General features: G+C 57.0%; 22 protein-coding genes. 8 read left to right on the forward strand and 14 right to left on the reverse strand.

Annotated elements, in window-relative coordinates; genetic code table 11:
* Positions 1 to 83 precede the first annotated feature (83 nt).
* From mdcE to PGR29_RS00670, 6 genes are all read right to left on the reverse strand, one after another.
* A complete protein-coding gene (gene mdcE / locus PGR29_RS00645) occupies positions 84 to 884 on the reverse strand; it encodes a biotin-independent malonate decarboxylase subunit gamma (RefSeq protein WP_316423839.1) in 801 nt (266 codons plus the stop codon).
* Positions 884 to 1,717 (reverse strand): biotin-independent malonate decarboxylase subunit beta, encoded by an 834-nt coding sequence (locus tag PGR29_RS00650; RefSeq protein WP_012541866.1) that lies wholly within the window; start codon positions 1,715 to 1,717, stop codon positions 884 to 886. The genes mdcE and PGR29_RS00650 overlap by 1 nt, the downstream gene beginning before the upstream one ends.
* Positions 1,710 to 2,009, reverse strand: a complete 300-nt coding sequence (gene mdcC, locus PGR29_RS00655) for a malonate decarboxylase acyl carrier protein (protein WP_008805033.1) — start codon at positions 2,007 to 2,009, stop codon at positions 1,710 to 1,712. Before mdcC ends, PGR29_RS00650 begins: the two co-directional genes overlap by 8 nt.
* A 17-nt stretch (positions 2,010 to 2,026) precedes the next feature.
* Entirely contained in the window at positions 2,027 to 2,869 is an 843-nt protein-coding gene (locus PGR29_RS00660; protein ID WP_316423840.1) for a triphosphoribosyl-dephospho-CoA synthase, read from the reverse strand.
* Positions 2,869 to 4,524: a malonate decarboxylase subunit alpha gene (mdcA, locus tag PGR29_RS00665; RefSeq protein WP_115659185.1), complete on the reverse strand. Its 1,656-nt coding sequence runs from the start codon at positions 4,522 to 4,524 to the stop codon at positions 2,869 to 2,871. The genes PGR29_RS00660 and mdcA overlap by 1 nt, the downstream gene beginning before the upstream one ends.
* A gap of 225 nt (positions 4,525 to 4,749) precedes the next feature.
* On the reverse strand, positions 4,750 to 5,784 hold the full coding sequence (locus PGR29_RS00670; RefSeq protein WP_087858529.1) for an AI-2E family transporter: 1,035 nt from the start codon (positions 5,782 to 5,784) through the stop codon (positions 4,750 to 4,752).
* 448 nt (positions 5,785 to 6,232) lie between these two features.
* On the opposite strand from PGR29_RS00670, the gene mdtJ reads away from it, so the two are divergent.
* The 3 genes from mdtJ to PGR29_RS00685 all read left to right on the forward strand — a co-directional run bounded on the left by mdtJ (position 6,233) and on the right by PGR29_RS00685 (position 9,168).
* Positions 6,233 to 6,595, forward strand: coding sequence for a multidrug/spermidine efflux SMR transporter subunit MdtJ (gene mdtJ / locus PGR29_RS00675; RefSeq protein WP_087858530.1), 363 nt, complete (start codon positions 6,233 to 6,235; stop codon positions 6,593 to 6,595).
* The gene (gene mdtI / locus PGR29_RS00680) at positions 6,582 to 6,911 is read left to right on the forward strand and encodes a multidrug/spermidine efflux SMR transporter subunit MdtI (RefSeq protein WP_087858531.1); all 330 of its coding nucleotides are present in this window, start codon (positions 6,582 to 6,584) and stop codon (positions 6,909 to 6,911) included. Before mdtJ ends, mdtI begins: the two co-directional genes overlap by 14 nt.
* 100 nt (positions 6,912 to 7,011) lie before the next feature.
* Positions 7,012 to 9,168: a putative bifunctional diguanylate cyclase/phosphodiesterase gene (locus tag PGR29_RS00685; protein WP_213794762.1), complete on the forward strand. Its 2,157-nt coding sequence runs from the start codon at positions 7,012 to 7,014 to the stop codon at positions 9,166 to 9,168.
* Here the strand turns inward: PGR29_RS00685 and PGR29_RS00690 are convergent, their stop codons facing one another.
* The gene (locus PGR29_RS00690; protein ID WP_162750230.1) at positions 9,169 to 9,981 is read right to left on the reverse strand and encodes a trypsin-like serine peptidase; all 813 of its coding nucleotides are present in this window, start codon (positions 9,979 to 9,981) and stop codon (positions 9,169 to 9,171) included.
* A 653-nt stretch (positions 9,982 to 10,634) separates the two neighbouring features.
* On the opposite strand from PGR29_RS00690, the gene PGR29_RS00695 reads away from it, so the two are divergent.
* Positions 10,635 to 10,892 (forward strand): hypothetical protein, encoded by a 258-nt coding sequence (locus tag PGR29_RS00695; RefSeq protein WP_271032611.1) that lies wholly within the window; start codon positions 10,635 to 10,637, stop codon positions 10,890 to 10,892.
* Positions 10,893 to 11,050: 158 nt separating this feature from the next.
* Here PGR29_RS00695 and asr read toward each other — a convergent pair whose 3' ends face one another.
* A complete protein-coding gene (gene asr, locus PGR29_RS00700; protein ID WP_113374707.1) occupies positions 11,051 to 11,470 on the reverse strand; it encodes an acid resistance repetitive basic protein Asr in 420 nt (139 codons plus the stop codon).
* A gap of 172 nt (positions 11,471 to 11,642) precedes the next feature.
* Complete coding sequence (locus PGR29_RS00705; RefSeq protein WP_113374708.1) at positions 11,643 to 13,130, reverse strand: carboxypeptidase M32; 1,488 nt, start codon at positions 13,128 to 13,130, stop codon at positions 11,643 to 11,645.
* A 194-nt stretch (positions 13,131 to 13,324) separates the two neighbouring features.
* Between PGR29_RS00705 and PGR29_RS24885 the strand changes: the two genes are divergently transcribed.
* On the forward strand, positions 13,325 to 13,417 hold the full coding sequence (locus tag PGR29_RS24885) for a KPN_01571 family protein (protein ID WP_020078946.1): 93 nt from the start codon (positions 13,325 to 13,327) through the stop codon (positions 13,415 to 13,417).
* A 35-nt stretch (positions 13,418 to 13,452) separates the two neighbouring features.
* Here PGR29_RS24885 and PGR29_RS00710 read toward each other — a convergent pair whose 3' ends face one another.
* Entirely contained in the window at positions 13,453 to 14,703 is a 1,251-nt protein-coding gene (locus tag PGR29_RS00710) for an MFS transporter (RefSeq protein WP_063447887.1), read from the reverse strand.
* A gap of 131 nt (positions 14,704 to 14,834) precedes the next feature.
* Between PGR29_RS00710 and PGR29_RS00715 the strand changes: the two genes are divergently transcribed.
* The 3 genes from PGR29_RS00715 (at position 14,835) to bioD (ending at position 17,904) form a co-directional block, all read left to right on the forward strand.
* Positions 14,835 to 15,737 (forward strand): LysR family transcriptional regulator, encoded by a 903-nt coding sequence (locus PGR29_RS00715; protein WP_316423841.1) that lies wholly within the window; start codon positions 14,835 to 14,837, stop codon positions 15,735 to 15,737.
* A gap of 123 nt (positions 15,738 to 15,860) precedes the next feature.
* Positions 15,861 to 17,081, forward strand: a complete 1,221-nt coding sequence (gene mlc, locus PGR29_RS00720) for a sugar metabolism global transcriptional regulator Mlc (RefSeq protein WP_316424331.1) — start codon at positions 15,861 to 15,863, stop codon at positions 17,079 to 17,081.
* Between the two features lie 127 nt (positions 17,082 to 17,208).
* Positions 17,209 to 17,904: a dethiobiotin synthase gene (gene bioD / locus PGR29_RS00725; protein ID WP_087858536.1), complete on the forward strand. Its 696-nt coding sequence runs from the start codon at positions 17,209 to 17,211 to the stop codon at positions 17,902 to 17,904.
* Here the strand turns inward: bioD and clcB are convergent.
* The 4 genes from clcB to PGR29_RS00745 all read right to left on the reverse strand — a co-directional run bounded on the left by clcB (position 17,857) and on the right by PGR29_RS00745 (position 21,381).
* Positions 17,857 to 19,152: a voltage-gated ClC-type chloride channel ClcB gene (gene clcB, locus PGR29_RS00730; protein WP_316423842.1), complete on the reverse strand. Its 1,296-nt coding sequence runs from the start codon at positions 19,150 to 19,152 to the stop codon at positions 17,857 to 17,859. The two genes, bioD and clcB, sit on opposite strands and share 48 nt — an antisense overlap.
* A 101-nt stretch (positions 19,153 to 19,253) precedes the next feature.
* A complete protein-coding gene (dmsD, locus tag PGR29_RS00735; protein ID WP_213317614.1) occupies positions 19,254 to 19,862 on the reverse strand; it encodes a Tat proofreading chaperone DmsD in 609 nt (202 codons plus the stop codon).
* A gap of 42 nt (positions 19,863 to 19,904) precedes the next feature.
* Positions 19,905 to 20,762, reverse strand: coding sequence for a DmsC/YnfH family molybdoenzyme membrane anchor subunit (locus PGR29_RS00740; RefSeq protein WP_316423843.1), 858 nt, complete (start codon positions 20,760 to 20,762; stop codon positions 19,905 to 19,907).
* Position 20,763: 1 nt separating this feature from the next.
* On the reverse strand, positions 20,764 to 21,381 hold the full coding sequence (locus PGR29_RS00745; protein ID WP_015705293.1) for a DMSO/selenate family reductase complex B subunit: 618 nt from the start codon (positions 21,379 to 21,381) through the stop codon (positions 20,764 to 20,766).
* Positions 21,382 to 21,389 lie beyond the last annotated feature (8 nt).

Consider the following 21,389-nt stretch of genomic DNA (forward strand, 5'->3'; position numbering starts at 1 on the left):
GCCGTCCCTTCCCGGAGCGTTTATTCCGCGCTCCGGGAGACTGCTTCCGGCAGGTTTTCTTCTACTACTTACGTACGAACGTCTTACCAGCTGGCGCGCATGCGATCGCGAACCAGCTGTGAGCTGCGGCGGTTTTCCGCGCCCAGGCGACACTTCAGTGAGGTATCGGTGCGCGCGTCAGCGATGGCGTCGCGCAGGGTACGGCTGACCAGCGACAGATCGCCTTCGTCTGGCGCATCCGGATTGCTGATATCGAGCAGGGCGGAAAGCAGGCCGAGCGTAGCGTAGTTGCTGACGTCATAGGCCATCGGCGGGATCGTCGCCGCCAGTTTCTCCAGCGCCTCTACGGTACGCAGCGTAATGCGCGCTGCCGATTCTTTACCCATCGCGTGGACCAGCACGCCGCTATCGTTAAAGGCGATCAGGCGGTTGGCCTGATAGCCGTGGGCCAGAAACGCCCCGGACATCGCTTTTCCGACAATCAGGCCAATCACCGGGTGGCCGGCAAGACGGGCTTTGGCGTAGGCGCCTGCCGCCCCGGCCAGGGCCTGGTGGATGCCAAAGGCTTCTTCGCGGCGGCCATAGGCCTGGCTCGGGACATCAATTACCGCGACGATCGGCCGTTTGACAGGCAGATCGGCGTCGGCGGCGATGGTTTCGTTGACCACTTTCGCCAGCGTCCAGCCTTCCAGCAGGCCGACTTCGCCACCGGCAGCGCGCGGGTAATGGTTGTTGGCGTCAGGCACCACGGCGATAAAGCGGACGTTTTCGCCATCAATCTGGCCATCTGCAACCTGAACAGAGGCGCATAACCCGCTCATCAGCGGCGCGTTGGGCGCCAGTTTGTTCAGCCATAGCGCGGCGCGGTTTGGGAACTGACTCATTATTTATCCTCCCGGGCAAAAAGCTGTTTAATCTGCGCGGTATCCGCCTGCTGGCGGGTATCGAATTGGCTCAAGCGACGCAGATAATCGTCATAGTTGTCGCTGCGGTGTTGTGCCGGTACGCCTTTGGCGATCGCCTCATTCATTGCGGTTTTAACCGCGTTAACGCCATCGTTAACCAGCGCGTCGACCAAGCCGCTGGCGGCGCGAATTTCGCCGCCGGTCATGCTCCAGATAAACGGACGGTTACGGGAGTCGTACTCTTCAATTCCGGCTTCCTGCTCGATAACCTGCGGGCCGTTGAGGCCGAGACGGGCTTCACGGGTGACGATAAGGTAGCTGCACAGCGCCGCGGCGATGGACATGCCGCCGAAGCAGCCGACGGTACCGGTAATAATGCCGACCACCGGGGTGTAGCGGCGCAGGTCGACAATCGCGGCATGAATATCGGCGATGGCGGCCAGACCGAGGTTGGCCTCCTGCAGACGTACGCCGCCGGTTTCGAGGCACAGCACCGCCTGGGTCGGGATACCGTTGCGGTTATCTTCCGCCGCCAGCTCCAGCGCGGCGGCCATTTTGGCGCCGGAGACTTCGCCCATGCTGCCGCCCTGGAAGGTGCCTTCGATGGCAATCACCACCGCAGGTTGGCCGTTGATAGTGCCTTTGGCGACCACCATACCGTCGTCGGACTGCGGGACGATGCCTTGTGCGCCAAGCCACGGCGACATAATGCCTTCAAACGGGTCCAGCAGTTCGCGGTAGCTGCCATCGTCCAGCAGGGCGTGGGCGCGTTCGCGAGCGCGCAGTTCGATAAAGCTGCGATCGTTACGCATGAGCGGCCTCCTCAAATACTTGTTCAATACGAATACGGGCGACGCCCGGCGTGGCGCCGAAGTCGTGGATAATCAACTGCCCGGCGGGCAGGCCGTTGATCAGGTTCAACCTGTCGAACAGCGCCTGCCAGCGCGCCTGGCTGTTATCCACTGAGGTGGTGATCTGTACGTTGAGCGTGGCGCCCTGTGCGGCGGTATAAAGCACTTCCATATCGCCAGAACCTACGACCCCTGCCAATGCTTTGCCGCTGAGGGCGCGGTTGGCAGGAAATGACAATGTAATCTGTTCCATAACATCCTCTGAATGCGTTAGCCGGAAACCCGGTCGAGAAACAGGGTGGCGGCAAGGAGATCGGCCGCGCCACCCGGCGAGGCGTTTTGCGCCAGCATCTGCGCATCAAGGCGCGCTAGCGAGGCGCGACCGGCGGCGCTGGCGCAACCGCCAGCCGCCAGAACCTCGCGGGCGCCTTGCTGCATGGCGTGCAGGCCGTTCATGCCGGCACGCGACAGCACGCAGGTATCGCTCAGCGAGGTCATGATGGCCATCAGCGCGTCGAGACGCGCCTGCGGCTCGCTGGCGCCTCGCGCCCGGCTTTGTTGCAGTTGCGGCAGCGCCAGGGTGATAACATGCGGAAATCCGCGCTGCGCTTCCTCGCGTGCGCCCGGCACCTGCCAACGGCGGCTGGCGCGCAGCCCCTTACTAAAGCTTTTCGGCGCGAAGCCGTCAGGCAGGCGGGCGAGGGCGGCGGCGGCGGCGGCGATCGCCTGTGATTGACCCTCTCCACCCAACATCGCCACCGCGCTGACCAGCAGGCCCAGCGCCCAGATGGCGCCGCGGTGGGTATTGACCCCGCCGGTGGCCATCATCATCTGCGCTTCGCCTTCGCGACCGAGGCGGCCGACGGTTTCGCGCAGGGCGATATCCACCGGACGCTGCCAGCTTTGCTGCGCCAGCGCGTGAAAGGTCGGCTGCAGGCTGCGGGCGGAGCGTTCCATCAGTTCCAGATTAAGATCCTGATGCGCGCCGCTGCCGCGACTATCGACCAGTCCCGGTTTCGGACTCAGACGGGCTTCGTCAATCAGACACGCGCTGGCGGTATGCGCCAGCCAGCTGACGCGGCTTTCTGCGTGTAGGGGGGAGAGATTTTTCATTACCAGCTCCGGAATTTTGCCGGTGGGTTGTACAGTCCGTCGGACCATTCCACCAGCTCGGCGACGCTGCCGGCGGCCAGTAGCGAGCGGGTGGCATCGCTGCGGCGAATGCCGATATCTTCCGGGTAGACGACTTTGCCGCTCTGGCGCAGCGCGGCGACGCGTTTGGCGTCCACGCCGAGGCCAATATCGGTGATCCCGGCCACCGCGGCGACCATCGCCCGGCGCTCTTCAAGGCTCTCCGCCCGGTACAGGTAGGCGATACCCTCTTCGGTCAGCACGTGGGTTACGTCATCGCCATAAATCATCACCGGCGCCAGCGGCATGCCGGAGGTTTTGGCGACGTCGACCGCATCGAGCGTTTCAACGAAGGTCGGTTTCACGCCGGCCTGGAAGGTTTCGACCATCTGCACCACCAGTTTTTTACCGCGCTGCATCGGGTCTGGTTCAGTGATCATATTGAGCCAGGCCGGGGTGGCGTGGCGACGACCGTGCGGGTCGTGACCCATGTTCGGCGCGCCGCCGAAACCGGAAAGACGACCGCGGGTGACGGTTGAGGAGTTAGCCAGACCATCAACCTGCAGGGTCGAACCGATAAACATATCTACCGCGTACTGACCTGCCAGCTGGCAGAAGGCGCGGTTGGAACGCATTGAGCCATCCGGGCCGGTAAAGAAGATATCCGGGCGGGCGCGGATATACTCTTCCATCCCCAGTTCGCCGCCGAAGCAGTGCACGCTTTCCACCCAGCCGCTTTCGATGGCCGGGATTAAGGTAGGATGCGGATTCAGCGTCCAGTGTTTACAGATTTTGCCTTTCAGTCCGAGCTGTTCGCCGTAGGTGGGCAGTAACAGCTCAATGGCGGCGGTATTAAAGCCGATACCGTGGTTAAGCGACTGCACCTGATGTTCCGCGTAGATGCCTTTAATCGCCATCATCGCCATCAGAATGTGTTCTTGCTTAATCAGACGCGGGTCGCGGGTGAACAGCGGTTCAATGAAGAACGGTTTATCGGCGACCACCACGTAATCAATCCACGAGCCGGGAATATCGACGCGCGGCAGATCGCATTCGTCGTCCACCAGTTCGTTGACCTGGGCTATCACAATGCCGTCATGGAAGGCGGCGGCTTCGACCAGCGCCGGGGTATCTTCGGTACTTGGCCCGGTGTACAGGTTGCCTTTACGGTCCGCTTTATAGCCGGCGATCAGCGCGACGTTTGGTGACAGATCGACATACAGGCGGGAGTAGAGTTCGATATAGGTGTGGATGGCGCCGATTTCGAGCAGACCATCTTCCAGCAGCTGCGAAATTCGCAGGCTCTGCGTGCCGGAGAAAGAGAAATCCAGTTTACGGGCAATGCCTTTTTCAAACAGGTCCAGATGCTCGCTGCGCCCGACGCTTGGCATAATCATATGCAGGTCGTGGATTTTTTGCGGATTAACCTCGGCGAGCATGCGGGAGAGGAAATCAGCCTGTTTCTGGTTGTTACCTTCCAGTACTACCCGATCGCCCGGGGCGAGCAGATTTTCCAGTACGCTGACCAGTTGGTCAGTGGGGATGACTTTGCCGGCAATCTTCGCTTCGGCCAGCCGCCGCTGTTTTTCCGTCCGGCGACGGTTCCAGACCCGTCCCGTCGTTTGTTCAGCATTCATTGTTAACCTCCTGATTCGACAAATCGTTTCGTTTGTCCTGGTGGAAGTTAGTGTGCGCGGCGCGGCGCTGCGCATCAATTAAGCACGCCGGCTAATCGTTAGCTTTAGAGTAATGATTGGATGTGCCCATTTGTGATGGGGATCAATAATAAGAAAGGAGTAACGGTCTAAGCGGAAAAGATGAAAAGAGGAGAAGGCTGGCGGATAAGCCAGCCCGATTGCCGGTTATTCTTTACTTAAGTCACTAAGTAAGAAAGCAATACTCTGCCCGCCGTTGGTTTGCTCAAGGGCGATTTTCACAATGATGGTCAACGGCACCGACAGCAGCATGCCGACCGGGCCAAGTAACCAGCCCCAGAAAATTAACGACAGGAACACCACCAGCGTGGAGAGCCCCAGCCCGCGGCCCATGATACGCGGCTCGAGAATATTGCCGAACACCAGGTTGATAATCAGGTAACCGGCAGTGACGATCAGCGCCTCATACAGGCCGCCAAATACCATCACCTGCAGAATCGGCGGGATGGCCGCCAGTACCGAACCGATATTGGGAATATAGTTCAACGCAAAGGCCAGCAGCCCCCACATAAAAGCAAAGCGGACGTCTAACAGCGCCAGCATGCCCCAGACCACCAGCCCGGTGACCAGGCTTATCGCGGTTTTCAGCACCAGATAGTGGGACACGCTATCAATCGCCCGCTGAATGGCGCCCATCCCCTCAACCGGCCGCGACATCAGTTGCTGGAGCTTGGCGGGCAGCTGCGGCACTTCCAACAGCATGAATACCACGGTGAGAAGCAACAGGAAAATGGACGACATCGCATTCGACAACTGGGTCAGTAGACTGGTCACCAGCGTCATCACCGCGTTGGGGTCGATATACTTATTCAGCTCAATGGCGGAGACGGTAAATCCAAAGCGCTGTAGCCATGGCGTGACCGTTTTTAGCGGTTCGGCCAGCGACGTGCGGTATTGCGGCAGGGTACGCGCCAGTTCGTTAAGCGATGTGCCAAGCGACGCCAGCAGTACCACCGCCAGCAGCACGATGGCGCCCACCAGTAGAGAAATCGCCAGCACCCGGGGCACCCGGAAGCGCACCATCAGCTGGACCAGCGGGTTAATGACCACCGCCAGAAACAGCGCTAAGATAAAGGGGACGATAATATCGGCGGCAAAGCGGATGCCGGTAAGGATGATAACCAACATGCCCAGCATGATGACGATCTTGAGTCCATTAAGGGTGATGATGGGTTTGGCCATTGGGTTCCTTACGCTGGAGATGAAAACGTCCTTGATCATAGCGACTTTGCTATTCGCGTTTATGATGGAGATCAGTTTGAGAAAATACTAATCGAAATCGCACCTTGGACGTAAAGAATTGCAAAGACTTTGAGTTAATATTAACACTATGGTACAAATTTACTTGTGTTTAACTACCGAGGACAATTTTTTTCCGCAATGACGAGAAGCAACACCGCGGATAATTGTAATTTTATGAACAATCAGTTCAGCCTTTATTTTTCGACTCATCACGCATTACCTTTCATCCTTTCCCGATTTGCTGGCGAACAGCACTGGCGCTCTGCGCTATAGTCCCATTCTCTCTGCCTGAGCTGGCGCACCGCGCACGGCTAAAACTACGTCAGAATTTTTTCGGTTTACCTTCGTGAGCCGTCATGGATTGTATTCTCAAGCAGGAGAAGGGATTATGTTTTATTGGATTTTATTAGCCTTAGCTATCGTTGCTGAAATAACCGGCACGCTGTCTATGAAATGGGCCAGCGTCAGCGGCGGTCATACAGGCTATATTTTAATGCTGGCAATGATTGCGCTTTCATATATTTTCCTGGCCTTCGCCGTTAAAAAAATTGCTCTCGGTGTGGCGTATGCGCTATGGGAAGGTATCGGTATTTTATTAATTACCGTATTCAGCGTGCTGCTGTTTGACGAAAGCCTGTCTATCGTAAAACTGGCCGGGCTGGCAACGCTGGTCGCGGGTATTGTGCTGATTAAGTCCGGCACCAGGAAAGCGGTGAAACAGCGCGAGGAGAAAGCTCATGCAACAGTTTGAGTGGATTCACGGCGCCTGGCTGGCGCTGGCTATCGTACTGGAAATTACCGCGAACGTATTTCTGAAGTTTTCCGACGGTTTCCGTCGTAAGACCTACGGTATTCTGTCGCTGGCGGCGGTGCTAGGCGCTTTCAGCGCCCTGTCGCAGGCGGTAAAAGGTATCGACCTTTCCGTCGCTTATGCGTTATGGGGCGGGTTTGGGATCGCGGCGACTATCGCCGCCGGCTGGATCCTCTTCGGACAACGCCTTAATCATAAAGGCTGGGTAGGCGTCGTGCTGCTGGTAGCCGGCATGGTATTGATAAAACTGGCTTGATATGATGCCGCCTGCGTAGGCAGGCGGCAAATTCTGTCCTCTGTATTACGCTTAAAAAGCAGATTCGGCATCTTTCTGTAGGCCGCTATGAGGACAGCGCATGATCCCTTTGCCAGGCTGGCGGAATATCCCCTCTGCCAAAATTCTTTCCGTACTGGTCTTTCTCGCCGGCCTGGGGCTGGTGGTCTCCGTTATTTCTCTCTTCTATTTGTCACAACACCTGGTCAGTATTAAAACCAATGAAATTGATAAGCACCGTACGATGCTCTCGGTGGAAGGGGCTGTACAGACATCGGTCAATCGGGTGCTGTCATTGGTACTGGATAATTCGATTTGGGATGATGCGGTTAAACAAACCTATACGCCCCATCTTGACTCACACTGGCTGTATGATTCGTGGGGATCGGGTTTTAAGATTAATAATCTCTACGACGGCACTTTTATCCTGGATGAAAACTACCGCATCCTGTGGGGCGCTTTTCGCAGCGAGCCATTTACCGAATCCGATATTGGTTTTTTCGGCAGCGGGTTGCGAACCCTCATCGAGCAGCACGCGGATGCGCTGAGACGCGGTGAAAATGCCTTTGCTGGTATTACCCGTACTCGCGCAGGTATCGCGTTTGTCGGTATCGGCTTGATTCGCCCGACGATCGGCCGCTTGCCGGTTTATGACAAGACCCGTCGCTATCTGGTCATTACCCGCCACATTAATCCGACCATGCTGGAAACCCTGGGGACTACTTTCCAGATTAATCGCCTGCATACGACGCAGTTCGCCGGCGAATACAGCGTACCATTACGTACAGAAGGCGGCGAAACGCTGGCATATCTGAGCTGGCAGCCGCGTCTTCCTGGTGCTGAGGCGGCGCGCGCCGCGTCAAACACCATCAGGCTTATCGCCATTCTGGCGGCGAGTTTAATTCTGCTATTCATTCTGCTCAGTAGCCTGGGGCTATACAAACTGGCGCGCGGCGAACAGCAGGCGCGAAAAAATGCGTTGACCGATTGGCTGAGCCGTTTGCCGAACCGTCGGGCGTTGATCGAACGTTTGAATACGATGGGCGACTGCGGCAAGAATGAAATGCAAAGCGTGGTATTTATCGATCTCGATGGTTTCAAAGACGTTAATGATAACTACGGCCATGACGTTGGCGACGCGCTGATAGCGCATATTGCCCGCGAACTGCAGGATCGGGTTCCGGCGGGGGCGATGCTGGCGCGGATGGGCGGGGATGAATTCGCCATGACCGTCAGCGGTGAACAAGCGGTTAATCAGGCTTCGGCGTTTGCCTGGGCGGTACTGGAATTATTAAAATCGCCCATTGAACTCAGCGCGCGCAAAATATATATCAGCGCCAGTATCGGTATTGCCAGCGGCGTGCCGGCGGTTTGTTCCAGTACCGAATTGTTTCGTCGCGCAGACATGGCTATGTACCACGCGAAGAAGAGCGGCAAGGGGAGAGCGGCCTGGTATGATGACACCCTTAACGAAACGCGCCAGCACCAGCTACACATCGAAAATGGCATCCGCGAAGGTCTCGAAAAAGGCGAATTTGATGTCTGGTATCAGCCGATTGTCAACGCCGATACGCTGGTGATGGAAGGCGTAGAGGCGTTGCTGCGCTGGTCGCGGCGCCCTGAAGGCCCGCTGGCGCCGGATGCTTTTATTCCCATCGCCGAAAGTAGCGGATTGATCTACGCGCTTGGTCAGTTTGCGCTAGCGCAAGCCTGTTACGATTTACAGCCGATGGGAGATCTGCTCCTTTCCGTCAATATCTCACCGGCGCAGTTCCGCGACCCGGAATTTGAAACGCGGGTGATCCAAACCCTGGGACGCTGTCAGTTTCCTGCGCGCCGCCTGCAGCTTGAGGTGACCGAAAGCTACGTACTGGAAAACCCGGAGCGCGCCCGCATGGCTATCGAAAACCTGAAATCGTTGGGTATCACCGTCGCGCTGGACGATTTCGGTATTGGTTATTCCAGTATTGGTTATCTACGCAGCTGTCGTTTTGATAGTCTGAAGATTGATAAGTCGTTAGCCGGCTTGGTGGATGTCGACCCGCAGGCGGCAGAACTGGTGCGCGGCACGGTACGTATCGCTAATGCGCTGGGGATCACCGTGGTTGCCGAAGGGGTTGAAAGTCAGCAGCAGCTGGCGCTGCTGCGGCGGGCGGGATGCGATCGACTTCAGGGATATTATTTCAGTCAACCGATGCCGATCGATTCATTGCTTCAACTGCGCCAGCAGCAGGGATAATCACTCATTGGCCAGCGCTTCCAGCTTGTCGAGAAAACCGGTCACGGCAATAGCCCGGTTATCGGCGCGATAGCGATCTTTCGGGCCCGGCGCCGAGCTTTGCACCGCAATGACCTGCCAGCCGTTTTCCGTTTTTAACAGCAGCGGAGAACCGCTGTCTCCCGGTAGCGTATCGCATTGATGTGATAGAACTGAGGCCTGCGCCCATCCCGTCACCAGACAATCCTGATGGCTATAGAGGCTATCCAGATGATCTTCCGGGTAACCGGATTGCGTCACTTTGCGGTCCGTTGCTTTCAGCGCCGCGGTTAGCGCTTCTTTATCACCGCGGAAAACCGGAACTGGCGTAATGCCGCCGGGCGCGTAGCGCAGGACGATCAGGCCAAAGTCCCAGGGGGCTGCGGAAGACGGAACAATCCAACCATCGCCGTCCGCTTTAAGCCGTTTACCCAACGACGGATCGGTACGGCCATCAATCCCGTGAATTTCATAGACCCAATTACCTTTACGCGAGATAAAACGCAACGCGACGGCCTTATCCGGCTTGCCTTTCGGCGGCTGCAGCAAACAGTGACCGGCGGTGAGGGCCAGATGCGGCGAAATCAGCGTTGCGGTACACAAATTACCGCTGGCGGTTTCTAACTGGCCGATGGCATCCCAGGGGGAACTGGCCGGGTCGCTGACCGCTTTACGATCGTCATGGCCGAAAAAAAGCGTTTTGATATCTTTCGCGCTCATGCCGTCATCATCGGCGTGAGCAAACAGAGGAAAAATACAAAACGAACACAGTAATAACAGTACGTCTCTACGCATATCACTCTCTGGGGAGATAATTATGTCTATTGAAAGTAGCAGGAGATTTAAGTTTATGAAAGTTAAGAATAATTTTTATTAAGCCAAACGGCAGTTAAAATGAATCCTGAAGTCATTTCATCTATGCAAGAACCATGTGAATTCAGATGGTTAACGCATTATCTCTGCTGTTGTCATTTCCGCAGAAAGCGGCGGGTAACGCAACATAATTCGTGTATCGGAACGTACATAAAGCGCGGGAAAAATAATCACTTTGCCTTGCAGGACATTCGCAAAGCGCAATTTTTTGCGGGTGTTTTAGTCGCCTTGCGAGCACGAAAGTTCATCGTCATTGGCGTTTTTTTACCATCTTCTCAATTATTTTCACTACGAAACATTTTCTCACTGTAAACATCGTTTTCGCTGGTTCCCATTGAGTGAAATGTGAGGTTGACCCGGCCATCATAAGCGCAATGTCATTTCCCGCAGTGGGAGGGTGTATGTCTAAACAAGGTATTCGCGCATTAGTTTATGTTTCGCTGGTTTCAATTTTTATGTGGGGCGCGATGGGCTATCTCGTCATTGAGGCGGTACATGCCCTGTAATGACCCGCCAGCGCCGTGAGGTGGCGTGGGCTATAATATCCGCCAGTGAATGCAGAACTGGCGGATATGATGACTATCGATGAGACGCGATTACGGGCGGTGATTGCAGGAGCAGATAGCGAAGTGTTGACCGCTGAATTGGCGGTGGAGCTGCTGGCGGCGCGGCAAAAAATTAGCGAGCTGGAACGTCAACTGGCGACGCCGATTCGCTTACCTTTCTCCAGCGCGAGCCCGGTATGCGAAATTGAAGCGGGATATGCGGCGGGAGTCAGCGATTGCCGTCAGGCGATACGTGCAGCCGGTTTTCCCATTGAGGGGGATGAATAGCGACGCCTAGTAGAGGAAAAAGCGGGTTGCCACCAGCGCGCAGATTATCAGCAGTATCAGGATGAGCTCAAAACGATAACGTCGCAGCATAGCGCTCTCCAGAAAAAAACGGCGCTGAAACAGCGCCGATTTATACAAAACCAGACTAACCGGAAAGATTATGCAGCCGGCTGAGCAGCAGGTTTAGCTGCGGTGTGTTTAGTGGTTTTGTGGTGTTTTTTGGCAGCCTGAGCTTTCTGCGCTACTGGTTTAGCGGCAGTTTTGTGGTGCTTTTTGGCAGCCTGAGCTTTCTGCGCGGCCGGTTTAGCGGCGGCTTTGTGGTGTTTTTTCGCAGCCTGAGCTTTTTGCTCTACTGCAGGTTTTGCCGCGGCTTTTTTGTGTTTCTTGGCAGCCTGGGCCTTCTGTTCTGCAGCCGGTTTGGCGGCAGCTTTGTGATGTTTCTTATGGTGAGTGGTCTTGGCAGTGGTGCTGTGAGTTGCAGCAGCAGGTGCCTGAGTGGTGCTTACTGCATCAGCAGCGAAAGCAGCGGAAGACAGACCCATAGCAGCGGCAACGACCAGAGCTAATACTTTTTTCATTCTGATATCCTCGAAAAGGTTTCTTCATTTCAACCCCACTGCGGGGCCGTTGAAGTAACTATATGCTTGTCTTTTCGAGCTTTCCGTGAGTGTTTGGTATCGGCGTGTAACCGTTTGTACAATACCCGTCTGGTCAGTCGAAACGCGCCGGAGCAGGCCCCGGCGCACAGGCTTAGAGATAACGGGCGGTAAGATGCTGGCGGAAATACTCGCTGTTGAGATCTTCGCCGGTGGCATTTTTAATCAGCTGCGAAGTGGTAAAGCGGCTGCCGTGTTGCCAGATATTTTGCCGCAACCAGTCGAACAGGGCGTTAAAATCGCCGCCGGCGATATCCTGCGCGAGATTCGGTAGCGCGCGTCTGGCGGCCGCCATTAACTGTGCGGCGTACATCGCCCCCAGCGTATAGGAAGGGAAATAGCCGAAACCGCCATCGGTCCAGTGAATATCCTGCATACAGCCGTCACGATAGTTGCCGAGGGTCGAAATACCTAGCCAGCTCTGCATTTTCTCATCCCACAGGGCTGGAATATCGTCTACTTCAATATCGCCGTCGATCAGCGCCCGCTCGATTTCATAGCGCAGAATGACGTGCGCCGGGTAGCTGACTTCGTCGGCATCGACGCGAATGAAGCCCGGCTTCACGCGCTGGTTCCAGGCGATAAAGTTTTCCGCGCTGAACGCCGGCTGGTCGCCAAAGCGTTGACGCACGGCGGGCAGCAGGCGGTTGAGGAAGGCTTCGCTGCGGCCAAGCTGCATTTCGAAGAACAGACTCTGAGATTCATGAATCGCCGTTGAACGAGCCAGCCCAACCGGCTGATCGACCCAGTTACGCGGGAGGTTCTGTTCATAGCGCGCGTGGCCGGTTTCGTGGATCACGCCAAATAGCGCGCTGAGCAGATCGTTTTCGTTATAGCGGGTGGTGATCCGGACGTCCTCTGGCACCCCGCCGCAGAAGGGGTGTGCGCTAATATCCAGACGCCCGCCGTCAAAATCAAAGCCTAAAACCCGCATCGCTTCCAGCCCCAGCTCGCGCTGATCGGCGATGGCGAAGGGCCCCTGCGGCTCGAGCAGCGTTTTCTGCGCTTGCTTATCGACGACGTTTGCCAGCAGCGACGGCAGCCAGGATTTCAGATCGGCGAATAGCACGTCAAGACGCGCGCTGGTCATGTCGGGTTCAAAAATATCCAGCAGGGCGTCATAGCGGGAACACCCTTTCGCTTCGGCTCGGATCTGCGCCTCTTCGCGGCTGAGCTTAACGACTTCGCGCAGGTTTTCGGCAAATCCCTGCCAGTCGTTAGCCGGACGCTGGCTGCGCCAGGCATGTTCGCAGCGGCTGCCGGCCAGTGATTTCGCCTCCACCAGGCTTTCCGGCAGTAGCGCCGCCTGCTGGTACTGCCGGGTCATTTCGCGCAGGTTAGCTTGCTCCAGATCGTTAAGGTCTTCCTGTTGGGCGTGCCGCAGCCATTCGCCAACCTTCTTGTTGGTCAAAATTTGGTGCTGCAGCACCCCGAGCTCCGCCAGCGCTTCGCCGCGCGCGCGGCTGCCGCCGGGCGGCATCATGGCGAACATATCCCAGCCGGCGATGGCGGCAAGGTGAGAGAAGCGGGAGAGCCGTTGGAATGTGCGGGTGAGCTGCTGATAGTTGTTGTTTTCAGTCATAGTCTCTGCTGGCCTGTGGCGAGTGAAATAAATCTGTTGTCAGAGGGTACACTAGCGCGTTGGGGGGATTTGGTCGAGTCGTGGGAACGACATTTTGCGTGCGGCGAAAAATGCGTATGTGAATACCATAACGGACGGCGCGCCTCGCCAGCGACTACACTAATTACAGGCGTTGGCTGTCAGCGGAGGCGAGTATGAATCCGTTCACGTGGGTGTTTTTCGCACTGCTTTCTATGGATGCTCTCAGAGAACTGTTGGGGTTACCATCGGTGCTCGGGCTGTGGTGAGCGGACGTGACCCGTAAGGTCACGTCGTTTAACGATTATTTCAGGCGGTTGTGCAAACAGGCGCCGGTCAGCAGCGCGGCCATTAACAGGAGCGCGATAAAGCCGCCGACGCCGTTCCAGCCGTAATGATGCCAGAAGACCCCGCCGAGCGTCCCCGCAATACTGGAACCGAGATAGTAACTGAACAGGTACAACGAGGATGCCTGGCCGCGCGCGCGACGCGCCCGTGGTCCGATCCAACTGCTGGCGACCGAGTGCGCGGCAAAAAAGCCGGCGGAGAACAGCAGCATGCCGATGAAAATCAGCCACAGGGGCGAGAATAGCGTCATCAGCAGGCCAAACAGCATCACCGCAATAAAGAACAACATCACCGGCCCGCGGCCATAGCGCACCGTCAGCGCGCCGGCTTTTGGCGAACTCCAGGTCCCGGTCAGGTAGGCGACCGACAGCAGGCCAACCACCGCCTGGTTCAGCGACCATGGCGACATCATCAAGCGGTAGCCAATATAGTTGAACAGGGTCACAAATGCGCCCATCAGCAGGAAACCTTCGAGGAACAATAGCGGCAGTCCGCGATCGCGCCAGTGCAGATGGAAGTTAATCAGCAGCGTTTTCGGTTTCAACGAAATAGGGCGAAAATGGCGAGACTCCGGAAGAATACGCCAGAACATAATTGCCGCTGCGAGGGCGAAGGCGCTTATCACCGCCAGCGCCACGCGCCAGCCGAAGAAATCGGTAAAGACCCCGGTGAGCAGGCGGCCGCTCATGCCGCCTATTGAGTTACCGCTGATGTAAAGCCCCATCGAAAACGCCACCACGCTTGGGTGGATCTCCTCGCTGAGATAAGTCATTCCCACGGCGGCCACGCCGCTGAGCGACAGGCCGATCAACGCGCGCATGATCAGAATACCGTGCCAGCTGGTCATCATCGTTGATAATAATGAGCAACACGCCGCCAACAGTAAGGCGGTGACCATCACCGGTTTACGACCAATGGCATCAGACAGCGGTCCGGTGAAAAGCAGCCCGACGGCGAGCATCGCGGTGGAAATCGATAACGAAATACTGCTGCTGGCAGGGCTTACGCCGAACTCGCCCGACAGCACCGGCAGAATAGGCTGCACGCAGTAGAGCAGGGCGAATGTCGCCAGTCCGGCGGAAAACAGCGCCAGGGTGACGCGAATAAACGCCGGGGTACCGCGTTTAATAAATTGATTTGGCTGGTTTACGGCCTTATCGCTGGCGCTGCTCGCCGGCGCGGTGCCGGCGGTTGTTGTGTTACTCACGGAGAATTCCTTGCTTATATACCGCTGGATTACAAACAAACTGATGTGACCATTCAGCTCACATTTTTAGGGTATAAAATTGTAAATATTCCGTCTAATATATTAATAATCTCAAATAAGATGTTTTAAATATGAATATCGAGCTGCGTCATCTGCGTTACTTCGTCGCCGTAGCAGAAGAGCTACATTTTGGCCGCGCGGCGGCGCGCCTCAACATCTCCCAGCCGCCGTTAAGCCAGCAAATTCAGATTCTCGAACAGCAAATTGGCGCGCGGCTGTTTGCCCGCACCAACCGTAGCGTTAGCCTGACTCCTGCGGGGAAGCAGTTCCTCGCCGATAGCCGACAAATTCTGTCGCAGGTTGAAGACGCCGCCGCCCGCGCCGGGCGCCTGCATCACGGCGAAACCGGTGAACTGCGTATTGGCTTCACCTCATCCGCGCCGTTCATCAAAGCGGTTTCCGATACGCTTTCTACTTTTCGTCGGCGATATCCCGATGTTCATATTCAAACCCGCGAAACCAACACCCGCGAACAGATAGTGCCGTTGAATGAAGGGGCGCTTGACCTTGGCCTGATGCGCAACACGCAGCTGCCGGATACGTTGTGCTGGGAAAAGGTGCTGCGCGAACCGCTACTGGCGATGGTGCCCAGCGATCATCCTTTGGCTCGTCAACAGGCGGTCAGTCTGCTTGAGCTGGCGCGCGAGCCGTTTGTCTTTTTCGATCCGCATGTTGGTACCGGCCTGTATGACGATATTCTCGGGCTGATGCGTCGCTACGCTACCGCGCCGGTTATCACCCAGGAGGTCGGCGAAGCAATGACCATCATCGGCCTGGTGGCTTCTGGTCTTGGGGTATCGATCCTACCGGCGTCGTTTAAGCGGGTGCAGTTGAATGAAATGCGCTGGCTGCCGATTAGTGAACCCGATGCGGTATCGGAAATGTGGCTGGTGTGGGCCAAACACCGCGAACAGGGGCTGGCGGCGCAGCGTTTTCGCGATTATCTTCTCGCCGCCGCCGCATTAGCAAAATGAGACAAAAAAGAGCCAAAAATGTGCGGTAAATCACAAGGCTAAGTAAAAATTTGACGTGTACCATCGAAGTGCTTCACCATAGCCGGAAGTTTATTTCGAAGCGCGAAAATAAGGGAGTCAATGGTGGTAGCGGACAGTCAACCAGGCCATATCGATCAAATAAAGCAGACCAACGCAGGAGCCGTGTATCGCCTGATTGATCAGCTTGGCCCGGTATCGCGTATCGACCTTTCCCGATTTGCGCAACTGGCGCCGGCCAGCATTACCAAAATTGTTCGCGAGATGCTGGAAGCGCATCTGGTGCAGGAGACAGAAATCCAGGAGCCGGGGAGCCGCGGCCGCCCTGCGGTCGGGCTGATGGTTGAAACGGAAGCCTGGCATTATTTGTCGTTGCGCATCAGTCGGGGGGAAATCCACCTGGCGCTGCGCGATTTGAGCAGCAAGCTGGTGGTGGAAGAACAACTGGATCTGCCGCTGCAGCATGCGCAACCGCTGCTGACGCGGATCATCGAGCAAATCGATCAGTTTTTTATTCGCCATCAGCACAAGCTTGAGCGCCTTACCGCTATCGCCATCACCTTGCCGGGGATCATCGATACTGAAAACGGCATCATTCACCGGATGCCATTTTACGATGATGTGAAAGACATGCCGCTTGGCGAAGCGCTGGCTAGTCACACCGGGGTGTCGGTCTATATACAGCACGATATCAGCGCCTGGACTATGGCCGAATCGTTGTTTGGCGCATCACGGGGCGCGCGCGACGTCATCCAGGTGGTGATCGACCACAACGTCGGCGCGGGAGTGATCACCGATGGCCGCCTGCTGCACGCCGGTAGCAGTAGCCTGGTGGAGATTGGCCATACCCAGGTCGATCCTTATGGTAAACGCTGCTATTGCGGCAACCACGGCTGCCTGGAAACCATCGCCAGTGTCGAAAGCGTGCTGGAGCTGGCGCAGATGCGCATGGCAAAATCGATGAGCTCTATGCTGCATCAACAGCAGTTAAGCGTTGAATGGTTATGCCAGGCGGCGCAGCAGGGTGATTTACTGGCGCGGGATATCATTACCGGCGTTGGCGCCCATGTAGGGCGTATTCTGGCTATCATGGTCAACCTGTTTAACCCGCAAAAAATCCTTATTGGTTCGCCGTTCAACCAGGCGTCCGATATTTTGTTTCCGGCAATTTCTGACTGTATTCGGCAACAGGCGCTACCGGCCTATAGTCGTCATATCGCGGTTGAGAGTACCCAGTTCTCAAACCGCGGAACGATGGCTGGCGCGGCTTTGGTGAAAGACGCCCTCTATAACGGATCGCTCCTTATCCGACTGTTACAGGGTTAACATTTTTTCATAGTCGCACCAAAAATTGCGCTATCTCAATCTGAGCCCCGGCGGCTTCGCGTAGACTTTTCCCACTGTTGATTATTTCTCTTATGTATCTTTCGTATACACAACTTTGGGGTTAGTGATGTTTAAGCGTTTCTTTATAACAGGTACTGACACTGCTGTCGGGAAGACGGTGGTTTCCCGCGCGCTGCTGCAGGCACTTGCTGCCAGCGGTAAAAGCGTCGCCGGGTATAAGCCTGTGGCGAAGGGCAGCAAAGAGACGCCGGACGGACTGCGTAATAAAGACGCGCTGGTCTTACAGAGCGTGTCGACGCTGTCGCTGCCGTATGATGCTGTCAATCCCATCGCGTTAAGTGAAGAAGAAAGCAGCGTGGCGCACAGCTGCCCGATCAACTACGGCTTATTAAGCGACGGCCTGCAGCAGCTCAGCGGCAAAGTGGATCATGTCGTGGTGGAAGGTACCGGCGGCTGGCGCAGCCTGATGAACGACTTACGCCCGCTCTCCGAGTGGGTGGTGCAGGAGCAACTGCCGGTGGTGCTGGTGGTGGGCATTCAGGAAGGGTGTATCAACCATGCGTTATTGACCGCTCAGGCGGTGGCCAACGATGGTCTGCCGTTAATCGGCTGGGTCGCCAACCGCATTAACCCTGGTCTTGCGCACTACGCTGAAATCATCGATGTGCTGAGCAAAAAGCTACCCGCGCCGCTGATTGGCGAGCTGCCTTATCTGCCGCGCGCCGAACAGCGTGAACTCAGCCAGTATGTTGATTTAGACGTTCTCGGCAGCGTAATGGCGATAGATCGAATCCCGGCGTAACGTCCGCGACAGTACCGACGCCAGTACGCAGGCGATCAATAAACCGGGCAGCAGCACATACTGCCCGGTCATTTCACAAATCATCAGCGTCGACATCATCGGCGCATGCGTTGTTGCAGCGAGAAACGCCGCCATTCCGGTTAAACCAATCATAATCGCCATATCGCGATCCCCGTGCAGCCACATACCGCTAAAAGCAGCGAACAGCATTCCTATTGCCAGCCCGACGAATAGCGTCGGGGTAAAAACGCCGCCCGGCGCGCCGGAGCCGCTGCTGGCAAGCACCGCCAACAGCTTACAGACAAAGACGATGATAATGACGCTAAATAGCGGCGGCGATAGCAGATAGCTTTGCACAACGCTATAACCGTTGCCCCACACCGCCGGGGTAATAAGCGATAACATGCCGACGATGAGGCCTCCCAGCGCCAGCTGCCACGGCGGCGACAGTTTCAGTCTCACGAAGCCACGGTGGCTGTAGTCCATCAGCCAGATGAATAGCGGCCCGCACAGCCCGGCCAGCAGGCCGGTTGCCAGCATTAATGCGTAATGCAGCGCGGTCAGGTTTTGCTGAAAGACGACGTGGTACAGCGGCGCGGCGCCGCCGTTGAGTAGATTGGTCAGCAGCAGGGCGATCACCGCAGAGATCACCACCGGCCCGAGCGAGGCCAGCATCAGGGTGCCGAAGAGAATTTCGGCAATAAACAGGCTACCCGCCAGCGGCGCATGATAGGCGCTGGCCATCCCGGCGGCAGCGCCGCAGGCGACCCACAGCTTCCATTCAGCGCGCGGCGTAAAACGGCGGGCGAACATCGAGGCGGCCAGCGCGGCCAGCAGGATCATGGCTCCTTCTCGGCCAATGGCGCTGCCGGTTACAACCACCAGTAGCGACGCCAGCGATTTCACGAGGCTTGCCGGCGTATCGAAACAGCCATCGCCGGTTTCCAGCGCTTCCATGTAATCGGTCGGGGCGTGCGGACGCGAGACGCTACGCCGTTGCCATAGCCACAGCAATGTCCCGGCGGCGAGCCCGCCAAGCGCTGGCGTCAGCAGCCGACGCCACCACGGCAGCGACTGCGCGGCGTTCACCAGGCTACCGCTATCGTTACCGAGAAATAATGTTTCCAGCGCCAGCATCGAGTGGCGAAACAGCGCCACGGCCAGCGCCGCAAAGATGCCGACGAGCGTGGCGATGATCAGGCGACGGAACATCACCTGCACATCAGGGTAGTTATGAAGACGATGCATTAGTGGGAATGAAATTGGGAGTCATAGCGTTATTGTGATAGGGAATAACCTTAGATGCAAAAGCTATAAGTGCCGCGCCGGGGATCGACGCGGCGGGTGAGTTAACGATACAGCTGTTTTTCCGCCACCGCGATGGGCAAATTTTCCTGCCAGTTAGCCAGCGTCGACTGCGCCAGTTGGCCCAGCGCCCGATAGAACGGATGCCCTGCGTTTTCAATAAAGACGCTCAGGAAACGCCCGGACCACGGCAGTAAATGCCAGGCCAGCAGTTGAGTAAACAACTCATCCTGATTTGTTTCGCACAGCCATGCGGCCAGCAGCAGCAAGGTGCCGAAGTGGTCTTCGGGTTCGTTGCGCTCAATATCCAGCGCGATACCGCTGGCCCGCATCCATTCGCGCAGCGCAAGCGTAGAGTCGCCGAATAACACCGACTCTTTATCCAGCCACACCGAGCCCCATGGCGGAGCGGGCAGCGCCCATGGGCCGATAAACAGACGCTGCCAGGCTTGCGGCAGCGCCTCGTCGCTGCTGGCGGCGAAGTCTATTGCCAGTGAATCGGAGACCGGGAACGGCCACTGCGGCTGCCAGCTACCATCGAGAAAAGCGGCGACCAGCGGCGCGTTTTGCTCGCTATTCGGTGCAAAAGAGAACAGCGCGCCCAACGTGCGGGCGCTTAGTGCGACGGCGTCGCGATTTGGGATCTGCATCATTACCCTATTCCTTACTGCGGCGCGCACAGGCGCGCCGTCTCGTTAACCAGCAACCGCCATACCCACGGTCATATGCAGGCCATAAAACAGGCCGCGGCCTATACACTCCGCGACTAAAACCAATACCAGCCCGATGAATAACCCGGCGGCGCGCGGCGGCTGGCGGCGGATTAACGGACACAGCCAGCAGCCGAGACCGAGCGCCAGCAGGAGCAGCCGTAGCACCTGCAGTCCGCCGTAATCCGGGAGAAGGGCGTTCGCCTGTTGTACTGAACTTTGGATCGTGGCGAGGTTAGCGCTTTGCAAGACAACAACGGCCACGCTGATGATGAGGGCGGCAACGCTAATCGCGGCAAAAAACCAGCCGTTGAAGTCAACTTTCGCCAGCTTCAGCAGCAGGGCGGCGAACAGCGGCCCGCTGAGTAGTACCGTCAGGAAGAACGCGCTGGTAGTGTAGCCATTGTACCACGTTGGCACGGTGTCAATCTGGTAGACCCGGGTCATCGCCATCACAAACAGCAACCCCAGCAGCATGGTGAGAAACAACCAGATTTTGCCGAGCGCCGCCGGCATTTTTCCTGGCACCGCCAGTAGCCACCAGAATCCGCCAACGGCGAAGAAGAGGGCGCCGCTGGCGATTTCATTACTGAGCGCTGAAGCGCCAACGCGGTTCAGTGAATTAAATGCCCGTAGCGGCGAGCCGAGATGGATTACGGAAGCGAGAAAACCTATTCCCATCAATAGCCAGATAAAGAACATACTGCGCACCAGCCGCTCTCGCGCTTCGCGCTGACCGGAGAGCGACACCCAGCCCAGGCCGCTGACGATGACTGCGCCAGCTACGCATTGCCCCAGTACCGTAAACAGAACTAGCGGCCATTCATGCCATCCATTTCCCATTTCAGACCTCCTTCGGATTGGCCAGATAGCCAGTGGTATCGCCGCACGGACGGCTGTTGGCGTTTGGTTTTATCACAATGCTCGGCCTGGTGAAGTGCGCTGACGGCAGCGGCGCCACGGCGGCCAGTTGGCCGTGCTTTTCACGCAGTTCGGCAATCGGCCCGAAGTCCAGCGCCCGCAGCGGGCAGGACTCGACGCAAATCGGCTTTTTGCCTTGTGCCACACGTTCGTGACAGCCGTCGCATTTGGTCATATGCCCTTTAGCGGCGTTGTACTGCGGCGCGCCGTACGGGCAGGCCATATGGCAGTAGCGACAGCCAATGCACACCTCTTCATTGACCACCACAAAACCATCTTCGCGCTTGTGCATTGCCCCGCTCGGGCAGACCTTGGTGCACGCCGGGTCTTCGCAGTGGTTACAGGCGATAGAGAGGTAGTAGGCAAAAACGTTCTGATTCCAGACGCCGTTGTCCTCCTGCCAGTCGCCGCCGGCATACTCGTAGATACGACGGAAGCTGACGTCCGGCGTCAGGTTCTTGTAGTCTTTACAGGCCAGCTCGCAGGTTTTGCAGCCGGTGCAACGGGCGGAATCGATAAAAAATCCGTATTGAGCGCTCATGGTTTACT

Source organism: Klebsiella sp. 141203, assembly GCF_032601985.1.
GTDB classification, from domain to species: domain Bacteria; phylum Pseudomonadota; class Gammaproteobacteria; order Enterobacterales; family Enterobacteriaceae; genus Klebsiella; species Klebsiella aerogenes.